The organism is Ornithinimicrobium humiphilum (assembly GCF_006716885.1).
GTDB lineage: Bacteria > Actinomycetota > Actinomycetes > Actinomycetales > Dermatophilaceae > Ornithinicoccus > Ornithinicoccus humiphilus.
Genome location: NZ_VFPU01000001.1, coordinates 987,175 through 1,010,597, shown reverse-complemented (window position 1 = coordinate 1,010,597; position 23,423 = coordinate 987,175). Strand labels below are relative to the sequence as shown.

Sequence of the window (23,423 nt, the reverse complement as noted above, 5' to 3'; positions counted from 1 at the left end):
GCGCACCACCGGGGTCTACTTGCAGCCCTTCTCTTACCCCTAAGGGAAGACCCGTGTGGTCCCTTACCGACTGCTCGGCCGCTGGCTCAATGTAGCTGGAAGCGGCAGCTGCGGAGGGTTCGTCAGTCCTCGGCAAGCGAGGCCGCGACGCGGTCGAGCTCGTCCCGGCTTACGCGCGTACCCGGCAACTGGATCACGATAGCGTCATCGCCATGCCGTGGAACAACGTGCATGTGGACGTGAGAAACATCCTGCTCGGCCTCTGCACCATCGGACAGGTGCAGATTCACCGCTGGTGCGTGCTTTGCCTTAACTCTCCGCGCGATCAACTGCGTCATTCTCCACAGGGCGGCGCCCTCGTCAGGGCTGAGGTCATCCAAAGAGGGAACATGTCGGCGGGGCACGATGAGCACGTGCCCAGGGGCAACGGGGTATGCGTCCATGAAAGCCACAGTCAGCTCGTCGCTCACGGCGACACTCGCCTCCCCACGGTGGTTCGAAATGTCGCAGAACGAACATGCAGGCGGCGCACTCGGAGACATGGATGCACTCTACGAGCGGCGGTCCATGGTCGCGATCACAGCGGCATGGTTGGACGCTACGCGATCACAGCGGCAATGTCGGACGCGCCGAAGGCTGGCGTCCTCCTGGCGGCAATAGCGCGCGTGCACGCTCCCTGCCACAGAATCGGGTACCGCTCCTTCACTCACGGAGAGGAGGCAACCCTCCACAGGAGCGGCCTATCAAGTGACCGCGCCCGACAAGGCACGACGAACTATTCAGCCATCCCCCCACGGATGTTGTCTTGGAGCGCCGCGGACGGCTTTTCGTAGAGCCGCCAGTCTGCGCGTGGGCTCGGGAAAGCGCTCCACAACTCCGCATGTTCTGAGTCGACATCTATGGAGAACCGAAGCACGTCATATCGCGTAAATCTTGCAATCGGGACCACGTAATGAGGAACCCGTGTGACCGGAAACCATCGCGTGTCCTCTGGTTTGGGCCGCATGAGTTGCAGCACCTCGCCGCGCTCCGACCGGAGCAGAAGCGACCTTCTGCCCCACTGGTCGGTGGTCGCTTCCTGCTGGCGCCACGTGCAGCGAGAGAAGCCTGCCTTCTCGAGCACTTGCATGCAATCGAGAACGCCATCCACAGCATGCAAAGCCTCTTGAGAGGGGACAGTCGCTCGGCTGAAGTGCATGAGCTTGTTGCGAACCTCGACGGCGGCGGAGTCGCGAAGGGTTGCATAAGCTGACCGCAACAGCCCGATGATCTCGGCCTGCGCTTCGGGCAGCAAGTCTAAGAAGATGTGTCTATGCAGGAAGGGCACACTCGTCACGCCGGACCTATCAACGCTGATGGACTCGTCATCGCGAAGGGCGCTCGGACCCTTGGACCGCAAATTTTCGAGGAGATCTGCCAGAACGTCCAGACCGTTAACCATCGCCTGCAAGCCAGCGGGCCCGCTGTCTCGGAGTCGAACTTGCGCCTGACCGCGCGTGCGCGCCTGACTAAGGGCAAACCACGCTCCCTCTCCATGGGCAGGCCGGTAAGCGAAGGGCCGAGGCGACTTGACGTGATCCTGCGTCAACGCCCACCAAGTAAACTGGATGACGTCCGTAAGTGCACCTTCTAGGAAGGTGTAGAAGTTGCTCGCCGTGCCCCGCAGAGTTTCGATGTCCAGGGATGATGTCGTATGGAATTCTTGCAGCATCGATCGTATTTCGGCTCCAAGCCTCCTGACGTGAGCAGTCACATCGTCGGAGATGTCCAGGTCAAAGCCGAGCGACCATAGGAGGGCGTCGAGGAACGCCTCGTCACGATCACCAGCTCGAGGGTCGATAAGCGACCCCTCGGGAACGTGAATATCGACCTGCTCGCACGCTCGCCGAAAATTGTCTTCGCTCGAGAATGCCAGGGACCGAAGAAGGTCTCTCGGCGCAACTCGCTCGAGCGCTTGCACGATCCTGTCATCTGCATCTTGCCCATCGACGTTACGGAGAAGCCACGTGACCTCGGAGCCCGAAACGCCTTGGCCGGTGAGTGTTTGCTCGACCAGACGTCGCAACTGAAGCAGCGGAAAGCGAGGGTCTTGAGAGTCAACGCGCGGACCATGCCGGCTAATCTGCGGAACTCCAGGGTTCGATGGATTATGCCGCACGTTCAGCCGTGCTTGCCGTACCTCGCCAGGACCAAGTTGGAGATCACCAGCGTAAATCAGTTCATCCAGTGCGAGAATGATCTCTTCGTCCGTGTGCAGCAAAATCGACTGTAAGTCCGCGGCAAATTCATCCGGAGTGGGGCTCTCGCGCCTAGGCTCGGATGATCCGAGCTTTATGCAGAGCAGCCGAGCCTCTTTGGGAGTTAATAGATCGCCAAGGGACCAGACGAGCGATGTCCAACGACTGGGCCTACGCAACTTGTCCTCATGTTCGTCCAGTTTCGACCTTAGAAACCGCTCCCATTCGTTATCCTTCGCGATTGCACTATCGGGAAGATCATCTATTTGGCGAAGCGTTTGGTTTATTGTGGCCGATGGGTCGGTGAGCAACTGGATCGAGTGCACGGTGTTACATCTCGCGTCAGGGCAGTGCTGCAGGGGCACCCGCATCGACGGTTTTAGCAATCGGGTGTCCGCGGACTTTAGGAGGCCGGCGGGGCCGCTAACCCAAGATCCAATCTGATACACCCCCACTGGGGTGCCCTCAAGCAACTTCCGCGTTTCAGAGACCGCGAGTGTCCGCCTAAGGTCCGGGAAGAGTTCGCAAGCAGCGTCGTAAAGGTACGGCCCCTGAACGAACGGATGCCTTAACTTCTTCTCACGGATGTCGGATGAGAACGTACTTCTTAGTGCGTCGATGTTGGTCTGGTTAACGTCGATTAGCAATTCCTCCCGGAAGAACTCGAGGAAAGTTGCAAGCCGAGCTTCCTTTGGGTTTCCGCTCCTCCCGGACAGGTCCTGAAAAAACTTGTGCCCAGCCGGGGTGAGCTTGATAAGCGACGGGATCTTATCTGAGGGCTTGTAGTTGCGACCAACGCTTGAGTGGCGCAGGAACTCGATGAGGTCGAGGCAGTCGATTATGCGGCCGAACGTCTCGACGTCTCCATAAGATGAATTTAGCGACTGAATGCTGGTCACCCTTGCCCCTGGTTTGTCCACGATTACGTTCGGTCACCCTATGCGCTAACCCTGAAGATCGTCCAGCCTTCGACGGCACATACGGGGCGTTCGCGGACGCGGTCTCTCGTCCGGCGTCGTCCGTCGTGGCGCGCCAGGCCACCGTAGCCCCACGCTCGTCCCGCACTCGGCGTGTCCAAGCGTTAGGAGGTTCGCGCTCAAACATCCGACTTTCGGCGGATCCGGCCTGTCATGACCCTCTCCGCAGGTGCGTGTCAGGTGGCACATCGGGCGTTCGGTGGACCGCCTCATCGGCGCAGGGGCACCTGCCCTCAGCCCTCCGTTCTGGGGCTGCGACGATTCCGTCCATGACCCGCGTCCTTCCCGGTATCCGAGCATGAGCACGACTTATCGGGTCGAGGGTGCACGGCCCAGCGATGCACAGTTTCTGGCTGAAGTCCTGGCGGAAGCGTTCAGCGCCTACGCCTGGACGTCGTGGATCGTCCCGGCCGACCGTCGTGCTGACCGGCTGCGGGCTTTGTTCGAGCTGACGGTTGGCGAGGTCGGGCTGCCCTACGGCGAGGTGTGGGTGGCGCGAGGCCCGGAGGACACGGTCGTCGGCGGGATCGTCGTGCTGCGGCCCGACCGTGAGGTCCCCTCGAGCGTCCGGGAGGCGATCGGCGCCCAGGAGGAAGCCATCCTCGGCGACCGGCTCGAGGTCAGCAACGCAGCCGATGCGGCATGCGCCCGCCTCCGACCCACCGCGCCGCACCTCACGATCGCCACCATGGGCGTCTCCCCCGCCTACCGCCGGCGGGGCATCGCGCGGGCGCTGCTCCAGCCCGCCCTCGCACTGGCTGACGAGCTCGGGGCCCCGGCCTACCTCGAGACCTCCTCGGAGGCGAACGTCGCCCTCTACAGCAGCGTGGGGTTCGAGGTCAGTGGCCACCTCGTGATCCCCGATGGTGGACCGCCTGTCTGGGCCATGCGTCGCCCTCCGGCGGGATCGGCAGCGAGCGCGGCGACGTGATCCGACGCGGCTCGCCGCTGACCGGGTCGGTGAAGCTGACCTCGCGCGCCAGCAGCTGCAGCGGGGTCGACCAGTCGTCCACGGCGACCTCGCGCAGCACCGGGTAGAGCGGGTCGCCGAAGATCGGGATGCCCAGCCCGGCAAGGTGCAGCCGCAGCTGGTGCGTGCGACCCGTCCTCGGAGTCAGCCGGTAGCGGCCAACCCCGGGCGAGACGACGTCCTCGAGCTCGACGAGCGTCTCGGCGTTGGGCTCCCCCACCACCACCTGCGCCTGCAGCGAGCCTCGCTCCTTGACGATCCGGTTGCGCACCAGGAGCGGAAGGTCGAGCCCGTCGGGCAGCGGCGCCAGCGCGGCATACGCCTTGGCGAGGCCACCCTCCTGCACGAGCCGCTGGTAGGCGGCGCGCACGTCGGGTCGGGTGGTGAGCAGCAGGACGCCGCTGGTCAGCCGATCGAGTCGGTGCACCGGCACCAGGTCGGGCAGGTCGAGCTCCCTCCGCACCCGCACCACCGCCGTCTGGGCGACATGTCCCCCGCGCGGCATGGTGGCGAGGAAGGGCGGCTTGTCGACGGCCATCAGCCCGGTGCGCTCGTCATGGAGCAGGACCGTCAGCTCCCCCGGCACCTCCGGCTCCTCGACCAGGTCGCGGTAGAGGTAGACGACGCCACCGGGGACGTAGGCGGTCGCCGTGTCCACCCGGGTCCCGTCCCCCAGGACCACCTCACCCTCGGCCACCCGCCGGGCGATCCCGTCGGGGTCGCCGGTCACGCCGACCAGGAACTCCACGACCGTGGCCGGCGCGCCCGGCTCGGCGTGACCCGGACGGCCCGGCATCCGGACACGCGCAGGCCCCAGCCCGTCCCGAGGTGGGAGCGGTGGCTGGGGCCTGCGTCGACGGGCCATCGGCCGGTCAGGTGCCGGCGAGGGCGTCAGTCGCGGGTGAGGCGCCGGTAGGTGACCCGGTGCGGGCGGGCCGCATCGGCGCCCAGGCGCTCGATCTTGTTCTCCTCGTAGGCCTGGAAGTTGCCCTCGAACCAGTACCACTTGGCCGGGTTCTCCTCGTCACCCTCGTAGGCGAGGATGTGCGTCGCGGTGCGGTCGAGGAACCACCGGTCGTGGGAGATGACCACGGCGCAGCCCGGGAAGTTCTCCAGCGCGTTCTCGAGGCTGCCGAGGGTCTCGACGTCGAGGTCGTTGGTCGGCTCGTCGAGGAGCAGCAGGTTGCCACCCTCCTTGAGCGTCAACGCCAGGTTGAGGCGGTTGCGCTCACCACCGGAGAGCACTCCGGCCTTCTTCTGCTGGTCCGGACCCTTGAAGCCGAACTGGCTGACGTAGGCCCGGGAGGGGATCTCGACGCTGCCGACCTGGATGAAGTCGTTGCCGTCGGAGACGACCTCCCACAGCGTCTTCTCCGGGTCGATGTTCTCCCGGCTCTGGTCGACGTAGGAGATCTTCACGGTCTCACCGATGCGCACCTCGCCGGAGTCCGGCTCCTCGAGGCCCACGATCGTCTTGAAGAGCGTGGTCTTGCCGACACCGTTGGGGCCGATGACACCGACGATGCCGTTGCGCGGCAGCGTGAAGGACAGGCCGTCGATGAGCACGCGGTCGCCGAAGCCCTTGCGCAGGTTCTCGACCTCGATGACCTGGTTGCCCAGGCGCGGACCCGGCGGGATCTGGATCTCCTCGAAGTCCAGCTTGCGGGTCTTCTCGGCCTCGGCGGCCATCTCCTCGTAGCGGGCCAGACGCGCCTTGTTCTTGGTCTGCTTGGCCTTGGGGTTGGAGCGGACCCACTCCAGCTCCTTCTCGAGGCGCTTGGCGAGCTTGGCGTCCTTCTTGCCGGCGATGGCCAGGCGTTCGCGCTTCTTCTCCAGGTAGGTGGAGTAGTTGCCCTCGTAGGGGTAGAGCTTGCCGCGGTCGACCTCGGCGATCCACTCCGCGACGTTGTCGAGGAAGTAGCGGTCGTGGGTCACGGCGAGGACGGCGCCGGGGTAGCTGGCGAGGTGCTGCTCCAGCCACAGGACGGACTCGGCGTCCAGGTGGTTGGTGGGCTCGTCGAGCAGCAGCAGGTCGGGCTTGGACAGCAGCAGCTTGCACAGCGCGACGCGGCGGCGCTCACCACCGGAGAGCACGGTGACGTCGGCGTCCGGCGGCGGGCAGCGCAGCGCGTCCATCGCCTGCTCGAGCTGGGCGTCGAGGTCCCAGGCGTCGGCGTGGTCGATCTCCTCCTGGAGCTGACCCATCTCCGCCATCAGGGCGTCGAAGTCGGCGTCCGGGTCGGCCATCTGCTCGGAGATCTCGTTGTAGCGGTCCAGCTTGGCCTTGATCTCGCCGACGCCCTCCTGGACGTTGCCGAGGACGGTCTTCTCCTCGTTGAGCGGTGGCTCCTGCAGCAGGATGCCCACGCTGTAGCCGGGGGACAGTCGCGCCTCACCGTTGGAGGGCTGGTCGAGCCCGGCCATGATCTTGAGGATGGTCGACTTGCCGGCGCCGTTGGGTCCCACCACACCGATCTTGGCGCCGGGGAAGAAGGACATCGTGACGTCGTCGAGGATCACCTTGTCGCCGACCGCCTTGCGGGCGCGCGTCATGGTGTAGATGAATTCGGCCATGCCTCCCAGGGTATCCGTCGGGACGGTGCCGACCCCAATCGCCGTCGGCCGCCCCGTGCCGGACGGACCGGCACGCAGGGGTGGGGCGACCGACGGCTCATGGGGCGGGGCCACCGGCTGCGCAGGGGGGGGTGGGACCGGCTGCGCAGGGGGGTGCGACCGGCTGCGCAGGGGGGGTGCGACCGGCGGCTGCCCGCCCGTCAGGCGGCGACCTCCTCCTGCGCCGGCTGCTCCTCCGGGAGCTCGTCGAAGGGCGGCACGTCCTCCCCCGCCGGCGGCTCGGGCTGCGGCCCCTCCTGGGACGGGTCGTACTCGTCCACCCGGTCCAGGCCGTAGCTCGTCGCGCCGCGACGGAAGTCGCACGAGCCGAGGCCGAGGTTGGGCCCGACCGCGTCGGCGTCGATGGTGGCGTCGACCCGCGGGCCGGACTCCGCCTGCCACTCGTTGAGCCGGAACTTGCCGTGCACGATCACCGGGTCGCCCTTGTGCATGCTGTTGAGGACGTTGGCTCCCAGGGAGCGCCAGCACATGACGTCGAAGAAGGTCGTGCCCGTCTGCACCCACTGCCCCGACGCCCGGTCGAAGCGGGTGTTGTTGACCGCCACCCGGATCGTGGCGAACGGCTCCCCCGTGCGGGTGCTGCACCTCAGCTGCGGGTCGTGGGTCAGGTTGCCCGTGATCGTCATCCTCGTGTCCACCATCGTCGTTCCTCCCTGTCGTGCCCGTCGGTGACGGGTCGTCGTGGGAGCCAGCCTGCGTCGCCGGGGACGGGTGCAGAAGGGGGAGCGACGGGGCTGTGGACCGACCAGGTCGGCCACAGCCCCGTGTGGATCGGGCGACGCCTCAGGCCGAGGCGCGCTCCAGCAGCTCGCGCACCTTCTCGTGCCGCTCGAGCACGGTGAGGACCGGACGGCGGACGTGCTGGTAGGACACCTCGTCGATGGCCTCGTCGAGCCGCTCCTCCACCTGACGACGCCGACGACGGGCACCGACCGAGGCGGCCACCCGGGCGAGCGCCGCGAGCAGCAGACCGGCCAGCAACCCGCCGGCCAGCAGCGCGAGCGGCACCGGGACCGGCCCGACGAAGGGCACCTCGGTGGGCACGGCGAACCAGCCGAGCACCGCGACGAGCACCAGCCAGAGCAGGCCGGCCACGGCGGCGAGCGCCAGCAGCAGCTGCAGGACCCCGAGCACCGACCACCACAGCGGCGCGCGCGAGCGCAGCGGGGTGCTGATCACGGCCTGGTCGAGGGCGTCGGCGAGGTTGCCCTCGGACGGGCTCGCCGCCTCGACCAGCGCCTCCTGCCAGCGCACCGGCAGCTCCTTGCCGGCGTCCTCGGCGACCTGCTGGGCCGCGAGCTGCACGTTGGCCCGGGCGGCCGGGGTCGGCGACGGCAGCGACGAGCGGCCGAGCACGGCGCGCACGTCGGACGGCGCGATGCCGGTCGGCGACGGGGTGTCGTCGCCGAGCCGCAGCCGGCGCAGCGGGTCGGGGCGCAGGCCCGAGACCCAACGGGTGAAGGGCCAGCCGGCGCGAGCGTTGGCCTGGCGGCGGTAGTCGCGCTCGACCGCGTCGAGCACGACGGGCACGCCCGAGGCGACCTTGAGCGCCTCGTGGAGCCTGGTGTCGGCCGAGGTGGTCAGCTCCGGCGTCGTCGGGGCCACGCCCTCGGCGACGTGCTCGGCGCTGGTGCGCAGGTCGGCGACCAGCCGGGCCTCCGCGGCGTTGCGCGCGCTGACGACCTGGGCGATGCGGCCGCGCAGCTCGGCCAGACCCTCCTGGGTGCGGACCGAGGTGAGGATCACCTCGTGGTCGCCGGCCCCGTCGTCGCGCACCAGCCGGCGCAGGTCCTCGCGCACCTGCTGCAGGTCGTCGCGGTCCTTGACCCGGTCGGCCTGGTTGAGGACGACGAGCATGACGGTGTCGTGGTGCCGCAGCGGCTGGAGGTAGTCGTCGTGCAGCCGGGCGTCGGCGTACTTCTGCGGGTCGGCGACCCACACGAAGACGTCTGCGCGCTCGAGGATGCGGTCGGCCTCGACGCGGTGGCGCAGCTCGCGGGAGTCGAAGTCGGGCAGGTCGACGAGCACCAGCCCGTCGAGCTCGGCCTGGCCCTCGGCCGTCTCCACCTGGTGGCGCGCGTCGATGCCGAGCCAGTCGAGCAGCTCGCCCGCGGGCTCCTCGCCCCACACGGCGGCGCTGGCGGTCGACGTCGTCGGACGGCGCGGGCTGATGACCGACACCTCGTTGCCGACGAGGGCGTTGAAGATGCTGGACTTGCCCGACCCGGTCGGGCCGGCGAGCGCGACCACGGTGCGGCCGCCCTTGAGCGCCCACCGCTCCTTGACCCGGTCCACGACCCCGCGGGCCTGCTCGGACGCCATCGGGTCGAGCTGGTCACCACCCACGTCGAGGGCGGAGCGGAGGCGCTCCGCGCGCTCGGTGAGCGGCACCATACCCGGGCTCCGTCCGGCGCTGCGTCGCCTGCTCACCGGGCCCCCTCCACGTCCGCCGCAGCCTCCCGCAGCTCCTCGGCCGCCTGCTCCGGCACGGCCACCTCCTCCAGGACGCGCTCGAAGCGCGCCCGCTCGTCGTCGTAGAGCTGCTCGACGTGCACGAGCAGCGCCTTCCTCGCCTTGGTCGCCATGGACCGCACGGCCTGGTCGCCGAAGACCGCCTCCAGCAGCCGCTGCGCCAGCAGCGCCGACCCGCCGGCGATGGCGACCTCGCCGCCGGTCAGGCCCGCGGACATGCTGAAGACCACGATCATGAGCAGCACCGCCAGGCCGTTGACGCCGAACGCCAGGTAGCGGGCGGTGGCCCGGCGCGAGCCGGCCTCGTCGCGCACCAGCTCGAGCACCTCGCCCTGCCAGTCGCGGATGAGCCGCTCGACCTTCTCGGACAGCTCCGGCGAGGCCTTGCCCAGCTCGGGGTGCTCGCGGACCAGCTCGGCGCCGCCCGGCAGCTGCTTCCACGTCCGGGTCGCGGTGCTCGCGGCCACCTGCCCGTGGGAGGTGACCAGCGCGGCCACGCCGGTCTGGATCGCGTCGCCCAGCGGCTCGGAGGTCACCTGCTTGCCGGTGAAGTAGGCGGCGACCCGGTCGCGGAGGCGGCCGATGCCCGCCTCGACGGTGCGCAGGAACTCGCCGGTCCCGACGAGCTCCTGCCAGCGGGCCAGCACCTCGCCGCGCAGCAGCGAGCCGTCCTGGACGCCCTGGGAGACGCCCGACAGCGCGTCCTTGTATGCCGTGCGCGGCACCTTCGCGAGGGCCGCGTGCGCCGCGGCCTGCTGCTGGGCGGCCTCGGCCACGACGAGGGCGCGGCCGTCGAGCGTGCCGAGGGTGCCTGCGAGCGTGCGGCGGATGACGACGGAGCGGACGCGGGCGTCCCCGGCCAGCGACTGCAGCCAGCTGCGGAGCCGCTCGACGTGCTTGACCGGGATCATCCCCTGGTTGAGGTCGACCTCGAGGACGGTGAAGATCGGCGCCTTGCCCAGGCCCTGCTCGCGCAGCATCGAGGCCAGGTGCAGGCGCACCTGGTCGAGTGCCTCCGGGGGCACGCGGTTGAGGACGACCGCGACCGAGGTGCCGCGCTCGGAGGCCTCGCGCAGCAGGTCCCACGGCACGGCGTCGGCGTAGCGGGCGGCGGTGGTGACGAAGAGCCACAGGTCGGCGGCGGCCAGCAGCTGGCGCGAGAGCGAGCGGTTGGCCTTGACGACGGAGTCGATGTCAGGGGCGTCGAGCAACGCCAGCCCCGAGGGCAGCGAGTCGTTGGTCACCAGCCGCACCGAGCCCGGGTCGTCGGCGGCGCCGCCCTCGGCGTCGCCGGAGACGCGGGCCAGGCCGGGAAGCACGCGCTTGCCGGTGAACCAGCGGGTGTCCTCCTCGGTGTGGACGAGGACGGAGGCACGGGTCGTCGGACGGATCACGCCGGTGCGGCTGACCTGCTCGCCGACGAGGGAGTTGACCAGGGTCGACTTGCCCGCACCGGTCGAGCCGCCCACGACCGCGAGCAGCGGCGCGTCGAGCGAGCGCAGCCGTGGCAGCACGTAGTCGTCGAGCTGCTGCACGAGCTGCTGGCGCGCGGCGCGCGCCTCCTCGGCCCCCTCCAGCACGAGCGGCAGGCGCACGGTGTCCGCGGAGTCCCGGAGGTGTTCGACGGCGGCGAGCAGCTCAGCGGGATCCTTGTGGTTCACGTGGCCCAGTTTCGCAGGCCACGACCGGTGCGACCAACACGAACCGCCGCGGGCGAGCCCCCGTCCGGGCGTGTCGCGAGCCACGACCGGTGCCACCGCGGCACCGGCCCCCGAGGAGGCCGGCCTCACCGGGTGCTGTCGGCGTGCGCGAGCAGGCTGCGCGACTCGGCGAGGAAGGACTGCGCGTGCGGGCCGAACCACTCGCCGATCTCGCGGAAGCGCGCGACGAACTCCTCCCGGTCGCCGCGCAGCAGCAGCTCGAAGGCCTGGGCGTAGCGGGTGAGGTAGCGCTGGATGAGCGCCACGACGTCCGGGGAGGCGGTGATGATGTCGTAGTAGAGCTCGGGGTCCTGGGCGAAGAGCCGCCCGACCATGACCAGCTCCAGCCGGTAGATCGGCGAGGACAGCGCGAGCAGCTCCGACAGGTCGTGGTCCTCGTGGGCCAGGTGCCAGCCGTAGACGAACGTCGAGAAGTGCCGCAGCGCCTGGATGAGCCCCATCATCTCGTCGTGCTCCTGCGCACCGATCTCGTGCACCCGGGCGCCCCAGAGGCTGATCTGCTCGACCAGCCAGCGGGAGGCCTCGGGGTCCCGACCGGGCACGACCGCGACGACCTGCTTGGCGAGGCTGTCGATGTCGGGGCCGAACATCGGGTGCAGCCCCAGCACCGGCCCCGGGTGCGACTCGAGCATCGCCTCGACGGCGGCCCGCTTGGTCGAGGTCAGGTCGACGAGCAGGCAGTCCGCCGGCAGCGGCGGCAGCTCGCGGATGACGCGCACGGTGTCGGCGATCGGCACCGAGACGACGACCATGCCGGCGTCGGTCACGGCCCCGGCCACCTGCTCGGGGGTGTCGTCGCGCTCGACGACGCGCACGTCATACCCCGAGAGGGTGAGCATGCGGGCGAAGAGCGAGCCCATCCTGCCGCCGCCACCGACCACGACGACCGGGCCGAGGTCGGGCGCCTGGCGGGTGAAGCCCATGTTCTTCTCGTGGGCGTAGGCCTCGCGCATGCAGCGGCGCAGCACGTCCTCGACGAGGTCCGGCGGCACCCCGCGCCGCGCGGCGAGCTCGCGCTTGGCCTCGATCATCGTGCTCTCGCGCTCAGGTGCGTAGATCGGCAGCCCGTGGCGGCCCTTGACCTCGCCCACCTCGCCGACGAGCTGGAGGCGACGGGCGAGCAGGTCGACGATCTGGGCGTCGACCTCGTCGATCTGCGCGCGCAGCTCGGCCAGCGGGGCCTCGGCCCCGCCGGCCCGGTCAGGCGAAGGTCCCGGCATGCGGGCGATCCTAGTCCGCCGCTCCGACCCCTCTACACTCTGCTCGTCTGCCCCCGTAGCTCAATGGATAGAGCACCGGCCTTCTAATCCGTAGGTTGCAGGTTCGAGTCCTGCCGGGGGCGCCCCGCAGGTATGCCGTCACGCACCGGCGACGAACACGCGCCGGTGCGCGACGATCGTCTGCAGCAGCCGCTGCTCGCGCCCCAGCCACTCCGGGTCGGGGTGGCCCGCCTCGGCGTTGAGGTGCTTGCGCACCATCGCCAGCTCGCCGCTCTCGTCCTGGAAGGACGTCATCGCGGCAGCGGCCCGGCGCCCGCCCACGCTGCGCGCCCAGCGGCGGGCGCGGCGGCGCTCGCCCGGGCTGGCCAGCATCGCGACCTCGGCCGGGGTGAACCAGCCGTTGATGCCGTAGCCGGTGAGGGTGTCGCGCAGGATCACCGACTCCCGGCGGCGGGCCCAGCGCAGCAGGAAGAGGAAGGCGATGAAGAGCGGCACCTGCACGACGGCGAAGATCAGCAGGTAGGCGTCGGCCGCGACGACCGCGCTGTAGTTCCACAGCCCGTGCAGGAAGACGGCCGAGACGAAGCCGAGCAGCGGGATCCACGCGGCGGACCAGCGGCGGCGGTGCGTGATCAGGCCCAGGGCCAGGCCGAAGCAGACCGTGAACATCGGGTGGGCGAACGGGCTGACCAGGCAGCGCATGACGAAGAGCCCGACCAGCCCGGCGGTGCCCATCTCCACGTAGGCCTGGCCGAGGTAGAGGATGTTCTCGACGAAGGCGAAGCCCGCGGCGACCAGGCCGGCGTAGACGATGCCGTCGGTGACGCCGTTGAACTCCCGGCGCGCCCGCCAGAAGATCAGCAGCACGCCCAGCCCCTTGGCGAACTCCTCGGTCAGCGGCGCCAGCACGACCGCGCCCACCACCATGGGGTCCTGGTCGAGGCCCGCGACGAAGTCGACGCCGAGCTGGTTGAGCACGATCGCGCCGAGGGTCGAGATGAGCGCGCCCCAGAGGAAGGCGAACCACAGCAGGCGCGCGGGCTCGGCCTCCAGCCGGTCGATCCACAGGAAGGTCGGCACGACGATGCCGATCGCGATCGAGGCCGTGAGCATCGCCAGGCCCGCCGCGGCCAGGCCGATCACGTCGTAGACGATGAGGCCCATCACCAGCGCCGCCAGCCCGAAGAGGGTGACGACGACGCCCGTGACGACGAACCCGCGCAGCCTCGGCCGATGGGTCGCGTTGGGCGGCACCGGGGCGTCGGGCTGGAAGGCGAGCACACCCTGCCAGGACCCGCCCGAGGTCCCCGCGGAGGGGCCGGTGGAGGGCGGGTGGGGCGCACCCGTCGGGGGCTGATGAGGCGGCGGGAGCATGGCCGCGACATTATCGCGCGCCGCGGGGAACTAGGCTCGGAGCGTGAGTGACGAGCGGATCGTGTGGATCGACTGCGAGATGACGGGCCTCGACACCGAGGCCGACGCGCTCGTGGAGGTGGCCTGCCTGGTCACCGACTCCGAGCTGAACATCCTTGGTGAGGGCGTCGACGTGGTCATCAAGCCTCCCCAGGAGGCTCTGGACCAGATGGGCGACTTCGTCCGCGACATGCACACCCGCTCGGGCCTGCTGCCGCAGCTGGAGTCCGGCACGACGCTCGAGGACGCCCAGGCCCAGGTCCTCGACTACGTCCGCTCCTTCGTGCCCGAGGGCCGCAAGGCCCCGCTCGGCGGCAACACCGTCAGCACCGACCGTGTCTTCCTCGCCCGCGACATGCCCGAGCTCGAGTCGCACCTGCACTACCGGATCATCGACGTCTCCTCCATCAAGGAGCTCGCCCGACGGTGGTACCCCCGCGCCTACTACGCCTCCCCCGCCAAGATCGGCGGCCACCGCGCCCTCGGCGACATCCTCGACAGCATCGCCGAGCTCCGCTACTACCGCGAGGCCGTCTTCCTGCCGCAGCCCGGCCTCGACAGCAGCACCCTCAAGCAGATCGCCGCGAAGCACGCCCGCAAGGCCTGACGCGCGGGGCCGCGGGCCCGTCCCTCCCTCTCTCCCTATGATGACTCCGTAGACGTGGGCTGAACACGCGTGTAGCGTGCTGAACATGCGTTCAACACCGAGCGCCGACCTGACCGCCCGGGCCCGCATCCTGCAGGCCGCGGTGCGGCGCTTCGCCCAGGACGGCACCGGCGCCCCGCTGCGGACCATCGCGGCCGACGCCGGCGTCAGCGCGGGGCTGATCCTGCACCACTTCGGCTCCCGCGAGCGCCTGCGCGAGGCGTGCGACGAGCACGTGCTCGTGCAGATCCACGACGCCAAGACCGAGCTGCTCACCGACGAGGCCTCCGGCGGCGGCGCCACGCTGCTCGTGCAGCTCGCGCAGATCGAGGGGTATGCCGCGTCCGTCGGCTACGTGCTACGCGTCCTGCAGTCCGGGGGGCCGCGCCAGCGCGCCTTCGTCGACGCGGTCGTCGCGGACGCCGTCGACTACCTGCGCCGTGGCGAGGCCGCCGGTCTGGTGCGGCCCAGCCGGTTCCCCCAGGAGCGGGCCCGGATGATGGTCGAGCAGTCGCTGGGCTCGCTGCTCCTGCAGCTGCCGGCCCAGCAGGAGCACCTCGACCTCGAGGAGCTGCCCCGCTGGTTGCGCGACTACTCCCTCCTGGTCCTCGGCCCCGCCCTCGAGCTCTACACCGAGCCGCTGCTCACCGACCGCTCGATGCTCGACGCCTTTCTCGCCACCCTCCCGCCCGACGAAGGAGCAGGACCATGACCGAGCACGCCATCGAGGTCCGCGACCTCACCAAGACCTTCGGCGCCACCCGCGCGCTCGACGGCTTCTCCCTCACCGTGCGGACCGGCGAGGTCGCCGGCTTCCTGGGCCCCAACGGGGCGGGCAAGTCCACCGCGATCCGCGTGCTGCTCGGCCTGCTGCGGGCCGACTCCGGCACCGCCCGCGTGCTGGGGCTCGACCCCTGGCACGACGCCGTACCGCTGCACCGCCGGCTGGCCTACGTCGCCGGCGACACCAGCCTGTGGCCGGGCCTCACCGGCGGCGAGGTCATCGACGTGCTCACCCGCGGGCAGCGCGACGCCCGGCACCGGCAGCGTCGGCAGGAACTGCTCGAGCGCTTCGAGCTCGACCCCACCCGCAGGACCCGCACCTACTCGAAGGGCAACCGGCAGAAGGTCGCCCTGGTCGCGGCGCTCGCGGCCGACGTCGAGCTCTACCTGCTGGACGAGCCGACCTCCGGCCTCGACCCGCTCATGGAGGCGGTCTTCACCGACGAGGTGCGCCGGCTGCGCGACGAGGGCCGCACGGTCCTGCTCTCCAGCCACATCCTGGCCGAGGTCGAGAAGCTCTGCGACACCGTGACGATCATCCGAGCCGGGCGCGACGTCGAGACCGGCACGCTCGCCGACCTGCGCCACCTCACGCGGTCCGCGGTCACCGCCACGCTGCCGCCCGGTGCGGACCCGTCCGCCCTCACGGCCGCCCCGGGGGTGCACAACCTCACGGCCGAGGACGGGCGGCTGCGCCTCGACGTCGACGACGTCCACGTCACCGCCCTGCTCCCCCGGCTGGCCGAGCTGGCCGTGACCGACCTGACGATCACGCCCCCGTCGCTCGAGGAGCTCTTCCTGCGGCACTACGGCGACGACCTCCGCGAGCGGGAGCCGGTGGCATGAGCACCGCGACCACGACCGCCCCGACCACGGCCGCCCCGCGGCACCGGGAGCCGCCCGGTGCCGTCGAGCCGTTCGCCGGGACCGGGTGGCTGGTGCGGCTGATGCTGCGCCTCGACCGGGTCCGCATCCCGGCGTGGGCGCTGTCCTTCCTCGCCCTCGTGGCCGGCTCGGTCGCCTCCCTCGAGGCGACCTACCCCACCGCGGAGTCGTTGCAGGCCCGCGCCGCGCTCATGGACAACCCGGCAGCGGTGCTCATGACCGGTCCGGCGTTCGCCCTCGACGACTACACCTTCGGGGCGATGGTCGCCAACGAGCTCTCGCTGTGGATCTTCGCGCCCGCGGCGGTGATGAGCGTCCTGCTGGCGGTGCGGCATACCCGCGCCGAGGAGGAGTCCGGCCGCCTGGAGGTGGTCCGGGCCCTGCCCGTCGGGCGCCTCGCCCCGCCCACGGCCGCGCTGGTCACCGTCGCCGTCGCCAACCTGGCCGTGGCCCTCTCGGTCGCCGCGGCCCTCGTCGGGACGGGGATGGAGCCGGTCGACTCCGTGGCGTTCGCCGTCGCCGCCGGCCTGACCGGCATGGTCTTCGGCGGGGTCGCGGCGGTCGCGGCCCAGGTCACCGAGCACGCCCGGGCGGCGTCCGGAGCCGGGCTGGGCGCCGTCGCGCTGGCCTTCCTCGTCCGCGGCGTGGGCGACGTGATCGACAGCCAGGGCTCGTGGCTGTCGTGGTTCTCCCCCTTCGCGTGGGCGCAGCAGACGCGCCTCTACGTCGACCTCCGGTGGTGGCCGCTGGTCCTGCCCGTCGTGGCGACCGTGGTGCTGCTGGTGCTGGCCGCGTCGCTGGCCCGCCGCCGCGACCTGGGGGCCGGGCTGCGGCCCCCGAGCCCCGGCCCTGCGGGAGCGCGGGCCTCACTGCTCTCCCCCGCCGGGCTGGCCTGGCGTCTGACGGCCGGGACGTTCGTCGCCTGGGCCATCGGGCTGGTGCTCTTCGCCGTGGCCTTCGGCACGCTCGCGACGGCGCTGGACGGGATGGTCGAGGAGATGCCCGCCATCACGGACTGGGTCGAGATCGACCTCGCCGACCTCACCCGCTCGTTCGCGGCCGTGATGCTCTCGATCCTCGGCATCGGGCCGCCGGCCCTGCTGGTCTGGGGCGTGCTGCAGCTGCGGGGCGAGGAGCAGGCGGGCCGCCTGGAGGGTCTGCTGGTGTCGGGCAGCTCGCGCACCGCGGTGCTCGCCGGCTGGTGCGCGACCGTCACGCTCTGGGCCCTGGCCGCGCTCGTGCTGCTCGGGCTGGGCGTCGGCGTCGGCGTGATGCTCGCCACCGGCGACGCCGGCTGGGTCGTCGAGCTGACGGCCGCGTCGCTCGCCTACGTGCCGGCCACCCTGCTGCACGGCGCCGTGGCGGTCGCCCTCGTGGGCCTGCTGCCGCGCTGGTCGGCCCTGGCCTGGGCGCCGGTCCTGTGGTCGGGCCTGGTCGTCTGGCTGGGCGGCCTGCTCGACCTGCCGGACTGGGCCGCCGGGCTCGCGCCGCTCGCGCGCACGCCCCTCGTGCCGGGCGTCGACCTGGCGTGGACGCCGCTGCTGGTCATGGCGGCACTGGCGGTGCTGCTGAGCGCGGCGGGCGTCGTCGGGCTGCGGCGGCGCGACCTACCTCGCTGAGGGCGGAGCGCCCCGAGCGGCTCACGACATACCCCTGGCGCGCGACGCCCGCCCGCAGGCCGGAGCACGCCCGGGGCCACCGACCTCGAGGGTGCACGTGCACCCTCGAGGTCGGCGAGGTCGGGCGGGTCCCCGGCCCGGCGCGCGTCAGGCCCGGGCCCGGCTCCGCAGCACGAGGGCGACGGCGCCTGCGAGCACGACCAGGACCGCGGCGCCCGCCACGACGAGCCTCGGGCCCCCGCCGCCGGGCTCGGCGTCCACGGCCCCGACGGTCACGCCCTGGTCAGCGGCCCCAGAAGGCGCTCCTCCGGAGCGGGTCGAGAACTCGACCGTGCCGGTGATCGGGTGTCCGTCGGAGGACGTCACCCGCCAGCGGACGGTGTAGTCGCCCGCGGGGGCGGCCGGGTCGACGGGCTGGTGGACGACCGTGTCGACGACCTGCAGGTCCCCGGTCGCCCAGTCGCGGCCGTCGGGCCCCTCGACGACCACCTGCGAGCCCAGGGGCACCGGGACGTCGCTGAAGGTCAGCTCGATGGCCTCGGGGACGGTCTCGAGCACCTGGCCCTGGTCCGGCTCCGAGGACAGCAGCCGGTCGTGGGCCGACCCGGCCGGTGCCCACCAGGTGAGCAGGACGAGGACGAGCACCGCGACGACCGGCCCGAGGGTCCGGCCCCACCCGGCCACGAGGGCCGGGCGGGACTGGTGAGCGGACCAGGAGGTCACGAGCGGGCGGTCGAGCGGGTGCGCTGGAAGGCCACGGCCCCGAGCACCGCGCCGACCAGACCGAGCAGCGCCCCGACCCAGCCGAGCGCCGACGAGGAGCCGGCCTCGACCGCCGCCGACGTCTCGCCGGTCTCCGCCCCGTGGCCGCCCGAGGCCTCCGTGACGGTGTAGGTCGGCGCCGGGGCCTCGAGGTCGTGCGGGTCCTGACCCTCGGCGGCCAGCTCGGCCCAGTCGGTCGCCCCCTCCAGGCAGGTCTGCAGCGTGGGGAAGGCCAGCGTCTCGCCGGGGGTGTCGGGGTTCTGGACCTGGATCTCGAAGGCGGCCCGGTAGCCGTCCTCGAGCGGGGTCCTCGCGGTGTAGACGACCTTGCCGACGTGCTTGGTCAGGGTCACGCCGTCGGCGGTGGTGATCGGCTCGGAGAGCTCCTCCTCGATCTTCTCCACGTCCCAGCCGTCGTAGACGGTGGGCTTGGCGTCGGCGATGGTCTCCGGGATCGAGATGGTGAAGGAGGTCGTGGGCGAGCCGTCGCAGCCGTGCGAGGCCGCGAAGGTCAGCACCGTGTAGGCACCCGCCTCCGTGGTCGACGGTGCGACGGTGACGTGGGCGCTCGCGGGGGGCAGGCCCAGGCCCAGGAGGACGAGGCCGGCGGCGGAGGCGAGCAGGGGACGACGAACGTTCATGAGAGGTCCTTTCGGGCGGCGCCGCGCAGGAGGCAGCGCCGGATGGAGCGAAGAAGAAGAGGGATGCGCGCCGGTGGGCGCGAGAGGGTCAGCAGCTGACCGGCGGCGGCCCTCGCGTCGGGGGCGGCAGGACCAGCGCACCCCCGCACGGCACGAAGGAGAGGCCCGCGACGCGCTGGCGCGGGACGACCGGGAGCACGACCGGCTGGGGCAGGTCGAGCAGCGAGCGCACCGGCGCCAGGAGTGCGCGCAGGACGGCTTCGCCGTGGCTGATGGCGGCGGCGCTGGCCAGCGTCGCCAGCACGTGCGCCAGGACCATCGACGTGGTGGTGGCGCCGTGCGCGGCGGCCTGCTCGACCATCCCGTCGCAGACCAGCACGGTGTGGTGCTCGTGCACCGCGACCGGGGCGCACCGTGCGGTGGCCGTGAGCAGCACGAGCACGTGGTGCAGGGCGAGCTGACCGGCTCCCAGGAGCGCGAGCAGCGGCACGGGGCGCAGGGTCCTGCGGGTGAGCGGCAGGACCAGCAGGAGGACGACCGCGGCGAGCGCGGCCATTACGACCGGGCCCGGCAGGTGGGCGCCCGCCCGGGTGTGGGCGGTCGCGGAGAGGCCGAGGACGACGGTGGTGACGGTGAGGGCGCGCAGCAGTCGCGGCAGGATGCCGGGCATGCGCACCTCCTTCACCCGGTGCGCGACCGTCGCGGCACCGCGCGCATCATGGTGGCAGGTGCTCGGGACGGTCAAGCCCCCAGGGGTCGGGTATGCCGCGCTGTCCGGGCGGCCGCCCCCGGCGGCTCCTGCGCGACGGGCGTAGGGTCGGCCCCAGGAGGTGGCACGGATGGGTCTCGACGACGTCATCGAGCTGTTCAACCCCGGGCACAAGCACCTGGCGGAGGAGCGCGACCGCAAGCGCATCGAGGCCCAGCTGCCCGGCTCCGAGGCCGACGACGACCCGAGCGCGGCCACCGTCGACCTCGACCGCGGGGTGATCCTCCTGCCCCCTGCAGCGGCTCAGCAGGACGCGGGCACCACGGCCGCCGGGGAGGTCACCGACGACGCCTGACCCGCGAACGGCCCGCTCACCGCCGCCGTCGAGGAGCTGTGACCCTCAGGTCGTCGAGCCCGGCTCCAGCCGGCCGCCGGCGGGGACCACGGCGCCCCGGCCGATCCGGCTGTCGCGGCCCACGAGCGTGACCGCCTCGTCGGTCAGCCGGGTCCCGGCAGGGGTCTCCCCCACGCGGGCGTCCCGCCCGACCACGACGCGCTCGTCCAGGACGGCCGTGCGCACGACGGCCCCGGCCTCCACGACGACGTCGCCCAGGAGGACGCTGTCCTCGACCACCGCCCCGGTCTGCACCTCGACGCCAGGGCCGAGGACGCTGCGACGCACGGTCCCGCGCACCCGGCTCCCCGCGGTGAGCATGGCGTCCTGGACCTGTGCCGTTTCCGCGCACCAGGCGGGCGGCCCGGGCACGCGGGTGCCCAGCACCGGCCGGTCCAGGTGGTCGAAGACGTCCACGCGTCCGGCGAGCAGGTCGCGGTGCGCCTGCAGGTAGACGGCAGGCCGGCCGACGTCCTTCCAGTAGCCCGGGAGCGGATCGGCATACGTGCGACCCCGCTCGACGAGCGCGGGCAGCAGGTGCTCGCCGAAGTCGCCCAGGCCGGTGTCCCCCGCGTCCTCGGCCTCGGTGTGCAGCTCGGCCCGCAGGCGCTCCAGCTCGGCGACGAGGACGACGGGGTCGTAGAGGAAGATCTCGACCGCGACCGTGCCGTTGTCCGTCGAGGACGGCTTGTAGTCCACCGCGCGCACCCGGCCGTCGCGCCCGGTGGACACGACCATGTTGTGGGTCGCCTCCTGCACCCCGACCTCCGAGGTGAGGACGGTGCACTCGGCGCCGCGCTCGAGGTGGCGGCTGATCATCGGGCGCAGGTCGGCGGAGAAGACGTGGTCGGCGGACAGCACGACGAGCACGTCCGGTGCGAAGGCGGCGATGTCGTCGCGGATCCGGAAGAGCCCGTCGGCGTTGCCCCTCGCGAAGCCGGCGTCGTGCGCCGTGCCCGACCCCTCCTCGGGGGTGAGCCGGCGGAGGCCGCCGCGGCTGCGGTCGAGGTCCCACGGCCGTCCGCCCGCGAGGTAGGCGTCGAGGGTGGCGGACTGGTACTGCACGCTCACCCACACGTCGGCCACCCCGCTCGCGGAGAGCGACGACAGCGGGAAGTCGATGAGGGAGCAGCTGCCCGCGAAGGGCAGCGCGGGCTTGGCACGCTCGCGCGTCAGGACGTCCATGCGGGAGCCGGCGCCGCCCGCCTGGACGACCGCGAGCGTCCGCAGTCCCACGGGAAGAGTCAGCACAGCCCGAATCTACGGCTTCCCTGGCGTCCGGGGCGGCCGGACGGGCACGCTGGGAGCGTGCACCCGGACCGAGCCCCGGACGTCGAGGACGACTTCACCGGTCCTCCGCGCCCCGACCTGTGGGTGGACCACTACCTGCCCCACTGGACCACGCCCGACGCTCACGGGCCCGCTACCGGTCGACGCCCGACGGGCTGCAGCTGCGCATCGAGGAGGACCAGCCCGACTGGCGCCCCGAGGACGCCCCGCTCCGCGTCTCCAACCTGCAGACCGGCACGTTCTCCGGCGCCCCTTCGGCCGTCGGCACCCACCGCCATCGGCCCGACGGTCTCGTCGTCCGCACGGCGACCCCGACGAGGCTGCTGTGGGCGCCCTCGGCCGGACGGGTGGAGGTGACCGTCAGCGCGACCACCGCCCCGGGCTGCATGCTCGCCGCCTGGCTCGTCGGCACCGAGCACCGCGCCCCGGACGAGGCGGGCGAGATCTGCCTCTTCGAGATCGACGCCGACGCCGTCTCGCCGCACGCGACCCGGGCCCGCTGCGGCCTGAAGGCGCACGGCGACCCGCGGCTGGCCACGGACCTGGCCGAGGTGGAGGTCCCGCTCGACGCGACCCGACCGCATACCTGGTCCGTGTCGTGGGCGAGGGCCGGACCGAGATCGAGTGCGAAGGTCGGGTGGTCCGGCACCTGGACCAGGCACCCGACTACCCGATGTTCCTCCTCGTCGACCTCTTCGAGATCGGCCCGCCCGGGGGCACCTATCCCAAGGCGGCCACCCTCCACCGCGTCCGCGGGTGGAACGGCTAGGCCCCCGCGTAGGTCCCGACCGACCAGAGGTTGCCCTCGGGGTCGCGCACGACGGCGACCCGTCCGCCGTAGTCCTGGTCGTCCGGCTCGCGCAGCGACGTGCCCCCGGCCGCGAGCGCCCGCGCGTGGAGCTCGTCCGGGTCGTCGCACAGCAGGTAGACCGCGGCGGTGCCCGGGCGCACCGGCCACGCCGACCGCTCGGCAGAGGTCGAGATCATGACCCCGCCGCCCTTCGCCCACCGGTACTCGGCGTTCTGGACGAACGACGGGTCCCGCTCCTCGCGGAAGACCGCCCGCTCCTCGAAGCCCAGCACGGTCAGCCAGCGCATCATCGCGTCGGCGTCCTCGCACGTCAGGCTCAGCCACATCCCCACGTCCACAGGTCTCCTCCTCGTGTCGTCCCGACGGCCACCGCGGCCGTCACGGACGATCGTCGTCGACCTCGCCGCGCCAGTCTTGGACGAACGGGAACTCCTCGGCCAGCCACCGGGTCGGGGTGCACCCGGCGAGCGCGGTCCACTCCCGCGTCAGGTGCGACTGGTCGGCGTAGCCCGCGTCCGCCGCCACGTCGGCGAGGCGCACCCGCCCCGCGCGCCCGGCCTCCAGCAGGAGCCGGACGGAGCCCTGGAAGCGGGCGATGCGCTGGTACTCCTTGGGGCCGATGCCGCACTCGGCCCGGAACTGCTCGGACAGGTGGCGCCGGCTCCACCCCACCTCTACAGCCACCTCGGAGACGGGTATGCCGTGCCGCAGCGCCCGCTGGGCCCGCGCGACCTCGGGCCGGGGACCGGGGCCGTCGTGCCGCGACAGCCCGGCCAGCAGCGCGGTCTCCGTGAGACGCAGCAACTCCTCCTGGTCGTCCTCGGCGTGCAGGCGCTCCGGCAGGGAGCGCAGCTGCGGCGCCCCGGCGATGGCGTCGAGCTGGTCGAGCTCGACCAGCTCCCGCGACAGCGCGGCAGCCGGCAGCCCGAGGAGCGCGCGGGCCCCGGAGGTGGTGAGCATGAGCTGCACCCCGGTCTGGTGGCCGTCGTGGTGGATCGCGGCGGGCGCCACGTGCAGCCCCGAGAGCAGCGACCTGCGGGGCGCGCGGGTGGCCGGCGCACCGGACCAGCCGACGTCGATCGCCTCGCCGAGCGGCAGCACGAGCGTCAGCGCGGGGGACGGCAGGCCGCGGTGCACCCCCGGCGCGCCGAGCGACATGTCGTAGGCCGCCATCGAGATGACATACGGCGCCAGCGCCGGGTGCGGCTTCCTCGGCAGGTATGCCGTGCCCCCACCCAC

23 protein-coding genes and 1 tRNA gene are annotated in these 23,423 nt (G+C 71.7%); 9 read left to right on the top strand and 15 right to left on the bottom strand.

The genetic code is table 11. The features are described from left to right. Window positions 1-122: 122 nt before the first annotated feature. Together FB476_RS04660 and FB476_RS04655 are read right to left on the bottom strand one after the other, a co-directional pair. Window positions 123-542, bottom strand: a complete 420-nt coding sequence (locus tag FB476_RS04660; RefSeq protein ID WP_141817744.1) for an HIT family protein — start codon at window positions 540-542, stop codon at window positions 123-125. A 233-nt stretch (window positions 543-775) separates the two neighbouring features. Continuing rightward, the gene (locus FB476_RS04655; protein ID WP_141817743.1) at window positions 776-3,136 is read right to left on the bottom strand and encodes a hypothetical protein; all 2,361 of its coding nucleotides are present in this window, start codon (window positions 3,134-3,136) and stop codon (window positions 776-778) included. A 376-nt stretch (window positions 3,137-3,512) separates the two neighbouring features. Here FB476_RS04655 and FB476_RS04650 point away from each other — a divergent pair, with 376 nt between their 5' ends. Then, on the top strand, window positions 3,513-4,145 hold the full coding sequence (locus FB476_RS04650) for a GNAT family N-acetyltransferase (protein WP_141817742.1): 633 nt from the start codon (window positions 3,513-3,515) through the stop codon (window positions 4,143-4,145). Here FB476_RS04650 and FB476_RS04645 read toward each other — a convergent pair. The 6 genes from FB476_RS04645 to tyrA form a co-directional block, all read right to left on the bottom strand. After that, window positions 4,054-4,980, bottom strand: coding sequence for a pseudouridine synthase (locus FB476_RS04645; RefSeq protein WP_238329549.1), 927 nt, complete (start codon window positions 4,978-4,980; stop codon window positions 4,054-4,056). The two genes, FB476_RS04650 and FB476_RS04645, sit on opposite strands and share 92 nt — an antisense overlap. A 95-nt stretch (window positions 4,981-5,075) precedes the next feature. Continuing rightward, window positions 5,076-6,758 carry an energy-dependent translational throttle protein EttA gene (gene ettA / locus FB476_RS04640; protein WP_141817740.1) on the bottom strand — a complete coding sequence of 561 codons (1,683 nt, stop codon included), beginning with the start codon at window positions 6,756-6,758 and terminating at the stop codon, window positions 5,076-5,078. Window positions 6,759-6,958: 200 nt separating this feature from the next. Continuing rightward, complete coding sequence (locus FB476_RS04635) at window positions 6,959-7,459, bottom strand: single-stranded DNA-binding protein (protein WP_141817739.1); 501 nt, start codon at window positions 7,457-7,459, stop codon at window positions 6,959-6,961. Between the two features lie 142 nt (window positions 7,460-7,601). Then, on the bottom strand, window positions 7,602-9,248 hold the full coding sequence (locus FB476_RS04630; RefSeq protein ID WP_238329548.1) for a YfjP family GTPase: 1,647 nt from the start codon (window positions 9,246-9,248) through the stop codon (window positions 7,602-7,604). Then, entirely contained in the window at window positions 9,245-10,951 is a 1,707-nt protein-coding gene (locus tag FB476_RS04625) for a dynamin family protein (protein ID WP_141817738.1), read from the bottom strand. Before FB476_RS04625 ends, FB476_RS04630 begins: the two co-directional genes overlap by 4 nt. A 125-nt stretch (window positions 10,952-11,076) precedes the next feature. Further along, window positions 11,077-12,231, bottom strand: a complete 1,155-nt coding sequence (gene tyrA, locus FB476_RS04620; protein ID WP_141817737.1) for a bifunctional chorismate mutase/prephenate dehydrogenase — start codon at window positions 12,229-12,231, stop codon at window positions 11,077-11,079. A 49-nt stretch (window positions 12,232-12,280) separates the two neighbouring features. Here tyrA and FB476_RS04615 point away from each other — a divergent pair. Then, window positions 12,281-12,353 (top strand) — tRNA-Arg (locus FB476_RS04615). Between the two features lie 16 nt (window positions 12,354-12,369). Here FB476_RS04615 and FB476_RS04610 read toward each other — a convergent pair. Beyond that, window positions 12,370-13,605 (bottom strand): PrsW family intramembrane metalloprotease, encoded by a 1,236-nt coding sequence (locus tag FB476_RS04610; RefSeq protein WP_141817736.1) that lies wholly within the window; start codon window positions 13,603-13,605, stop codon window positions 12,370-12,372. A gap of 43 nt (window positions 13,606-13,648) precedes the next feature. Between FB476_RS04610 and orn the strand changes: the two genes are divergently transcribed. The 4 genes from orn to FB476_RS04590 all read left to right on the top strand — a co-directional run bounded on the left by orn (window position 13,649) and on the right by FB476_RS04590 (window position 17,577). Then, entirely contained in the window at window positions 13,649-14,251 is a 603-nt protein-coding gene (orn, locus tag FB476_RS04605) for an oligoribonuclease (protein ID WP_141817735.1), read from the top strand. A gap of 85 nt (window positions 14,252-14,336) precedes the next feature. Then, window positions 14,337-15,002, top strand: coding sequence for a TetR/AcrR family transcriptional regulator (locus FB476_RS04600; RefSeq protein ID WP_141817734.1), 666 nt, complete (start codon window positions 14,337-14,339; stop codon window positions 15,000-15,002). Next, window positions 14,999-15,919, top strand: coding sequence for an ABC transporter ATP-binding protein (locus tag FB476_RS04595; RefSeq protein ID WP_141817733.1), 921 nt, complete (start codon window positions 14,999-15,001; stop codon window positions 15,917-15,919). The genes FB476_RS04600 and FB476_RS04595 overlap by 4 nt, the downstream gene beginning before the upstream one ends. After that, window positions 15,916-17,577, top strand: a complete 1,662-nt coding sequence (locus tag FB476_RS04590) for an ABC transporter permease (protein ID WP_141817732.1) — start codon at window positions 15,916-15,918, stop codon at window positions 17,575-17,577. The genes FB476_RS04595 and FB476_RS04590 overlap by 4 nt, the downstream gene beginning before the upstream one ends. 147 nt (window positions 17,578-17,724) lie before the next feature. On the opposite strand, the gene FB476_RS04585 is transcribed toward FB476_RS04590, so the two are convergent. The 3 genes from FB476_RS04585 to FB476_RS04575 all read right to left on the bottom strand — a co-directional run bounded on the left by FB476_RS04585 (window position 17,725) and on the right by FB476_RS04575 (window position 19,650). Continuing rightward, window positions 17,725-18,300, bottom strand: coding sequence for a copper resistance CopC family protein (locus tag FB476_RS04585; RefSeq protein WP_141817731.1), 576 nt, complete (start codon window positions 18,298-18,300; stop codon window positions 17,725-17,727). Further along, a complete protein-coding gene (locus FB476_RS04580; RefSeq protein WP_141817730.1) occupies window positions 18,297-18,980 on the bottom strand; it encodes a YcnI family copper-binding membrane protein in 684 nt (227 codons plus the stop codon). The genes FB476_RS04585 and FB476_RS04580 overlap by 4 nt, the downstream gene beginning before the upstream one ends. A gap of 88 nt (window positions 18,981-19,068) precedes the next feature. After that, on the bottom strand, window positions 19,069-19,650 hold the full coding sequence (locus FB476_RS04575; protein WP_141817729.1) for a hypothetical protein: 582 nt from the start codon (window positions 19,648-19,650) through the stop codon (window positions 19,069-19,071). Between FB476_RS04575 and FB476_RS16350 the strand changes: the two genes are divergently transcribed. Together FB476_RS16350 and FB476_RS04570 are read left to right on the top strand one after the other, a co-directional pair. Further along, window positions 19,649-19,795: a hypothetical protein gene (locus tag FB476_RS16350; RefSeq protein WP_170233520.1), complete on the top strand. Its 147-nt coding sequence runs from the start codon at window positions 19,649-19,651 to the stop codon at window positions 19,793-19,795. The two genes, FB476_RS04575 and FB476_RS16350, sit on opposite strands and share 2 nt — an antisense overlap. Before the next feature lie 24 nt (window positions 19,796-19,819). Further along, the gene (locus tag FB476_RS04570) at window positions 19,820-20,044 is read left to right on the top strand and encodes a DUF6191 domain-containing protein (RefSeq protein ID WP_141817728.1); all 225 of its coding nucleotides are present in this window, start codon (window positions 19,820-19,822) and stop codon (window positions 20,042-20,044) included. 45 nt (window positions 20,045-20,089) lie between these two features. On the opposite strand, the gene FB476_RS04565 is transcribed toward FB476_RS04570, so the two are convergent. Continuing rightward, a complete protein-coding gene (locus tag FB476_RS04565; RefSeq protein ID WP_238329547.1) occupies window positions 20,090-21,334 on the bottom strand; it encodes a glucose-1-phosphate adenylyltransferase family protein in 1,245 nt (414 codons plus the stop codon). A gap of 637 nt (window positions 21,335-21,971) precedes the next feature. Here FB476_RS04565 and FB476_RS16890 point away from each other — a divergent pair. Further along, window positions 21,972-22,142: a hypothetical protein gene (locus tag FB476_RS16890; protein ID WP_238329546.1), complete on the top strand. Its 171-nt coding sequence runs from the start codon at window positions 21,972-21,974 to the stop codon at window positions 22,140-22,142. On the opposite strand, the gene FB476_RS04555 is transcribed toward FB476_RS16890, so the two are convergent. Both FB476_RS04555 and FB476_RS04550 read right to left on the bottom strand, forming a co-directional pair. Next, window positions 22,139-22,522: a VOC family protein gene (locus tag FB476_RS04555; RefSeq protein ID WP_202876899.1), complete on the bottom strand. Its 384-nt coding sequence runs from the start codon at window positions 22,520-22,522 to the stop codon at window positions 22,139-22,141. The two genes, FB476_RS16890 and FB476_RS04555, sit on opposite strands and share 4 nt — an antisense overlap. 40 nt (window positions 22,523-22,562) lie before the next feature. Continuing rightward, window positions 22,563-23,423 (bottom strand): helix-turn-helix domain-containing protein, encoded by an 861-nt coding sequence (locus FB476_RS04550; RefSeq protein WP_238329545.1) that lies wholly within the window; start codon window positions 23,421-23,423, stop codon window positions 22,563-22,565.

Bases quoted from the DNA above. Each gene is read 5' to 3' on its own strand.
- FB476_RS04660 (WP_141817744.1), bottom strand. From the start codon at position 542: ATGTCTCCGAGTGCGCCGCCTGCATGTTCGTTCTGCGACATTTCGAAC.
- FB476_RS16350 (WP_170233520.1), top strand. From the start codon at position 19,649: ATGCGCACCTCCTTCACCCGGTGCGCGACCGTCGCGGCACCGCGCGCA.
- FB476_RS04570 (WP_141817728.1), top strand. From the start codon at position 19,820: ATGGGTCTCGACGACGTCATCGAGCTGTTCAACCCCGGGCACAAGCAC.
- FB476_RS04610 (WP_141817736.1), bottom strand. From the start codon at position 13,605: ATGCTCCCGCCGCCTCATCAGCCCCCGACGGGTGCGCCCCACCCGCCC.
- tyrA (WP_141817737.1), bottom strand. From the start codon at position 12,231: ATGCCGGGACCTTCGCCTGACCGGGCCGGCGGGGCCGAGGCCCCGCTG.
- FB476_RS04575 (WP_141817729.1), bottom strand. From the start codon at position 19,650: ATGCCCGGCATCCTGCCGCGACTGCTGCGCGCCCTCACCGTCACCACC.
- FB476_RS04650 (WP_141817742.1), top strand. From the start codon at position 3,513: ATGAGCACGACTTATCGGGTCGAGGGTGCACGGCCCAGCGATGCACAG.
- ettA (WP_141817740.1), bottom strand. From the start codon at position 6,758: ATGGCCGAATTCATCTACACCATGACGCGCGCCCGCAAGGCGGTCGGC.
- FB476_RS04645 (WP_238329549.1), bottom strand. From the start codon at position 4,980: ATGCCGGGCCGTCCGGGTCACGCCGAGCCGGGCGCGCCGGCCACGGTC.
- FB476_RS04595 (WP_141817733.1), top strand. From the start codon at position 14,999: ATGACCGAGCACGCCATCGAGGTCCGCGACCTCACCAAGACCTTCGGC.
- FB476_RS04580 (WP_141817730.1), bottom strand. From the start codon at position 18,980: ATGAACGTTCGTCGTCCCCTGCTCGCCTCCGCCGCCGGCCTCGTCCTC.
- FB476_RS04600 (WP_141817734.1), top strand. From the start codon at position 14,337: ATGCGTTCAACACCGAGCGCCGACCTGACCGCCCGGGCCCGCATCCTG.
- FB476_RS04590 (WP_141817732.1), top strand. From the start codon at position 15,916: ATGAGCACCGCGACCACGACCGCCCCGACCACGGCCGCCCCGCGGCAC.
- FB476_RS04635 (WP_141817739.1), bottom strand. From the start codon at position 7,459: ATGGTGGACACGAGGATGACGATCACGGGCAACCTGACCCACGACCCG.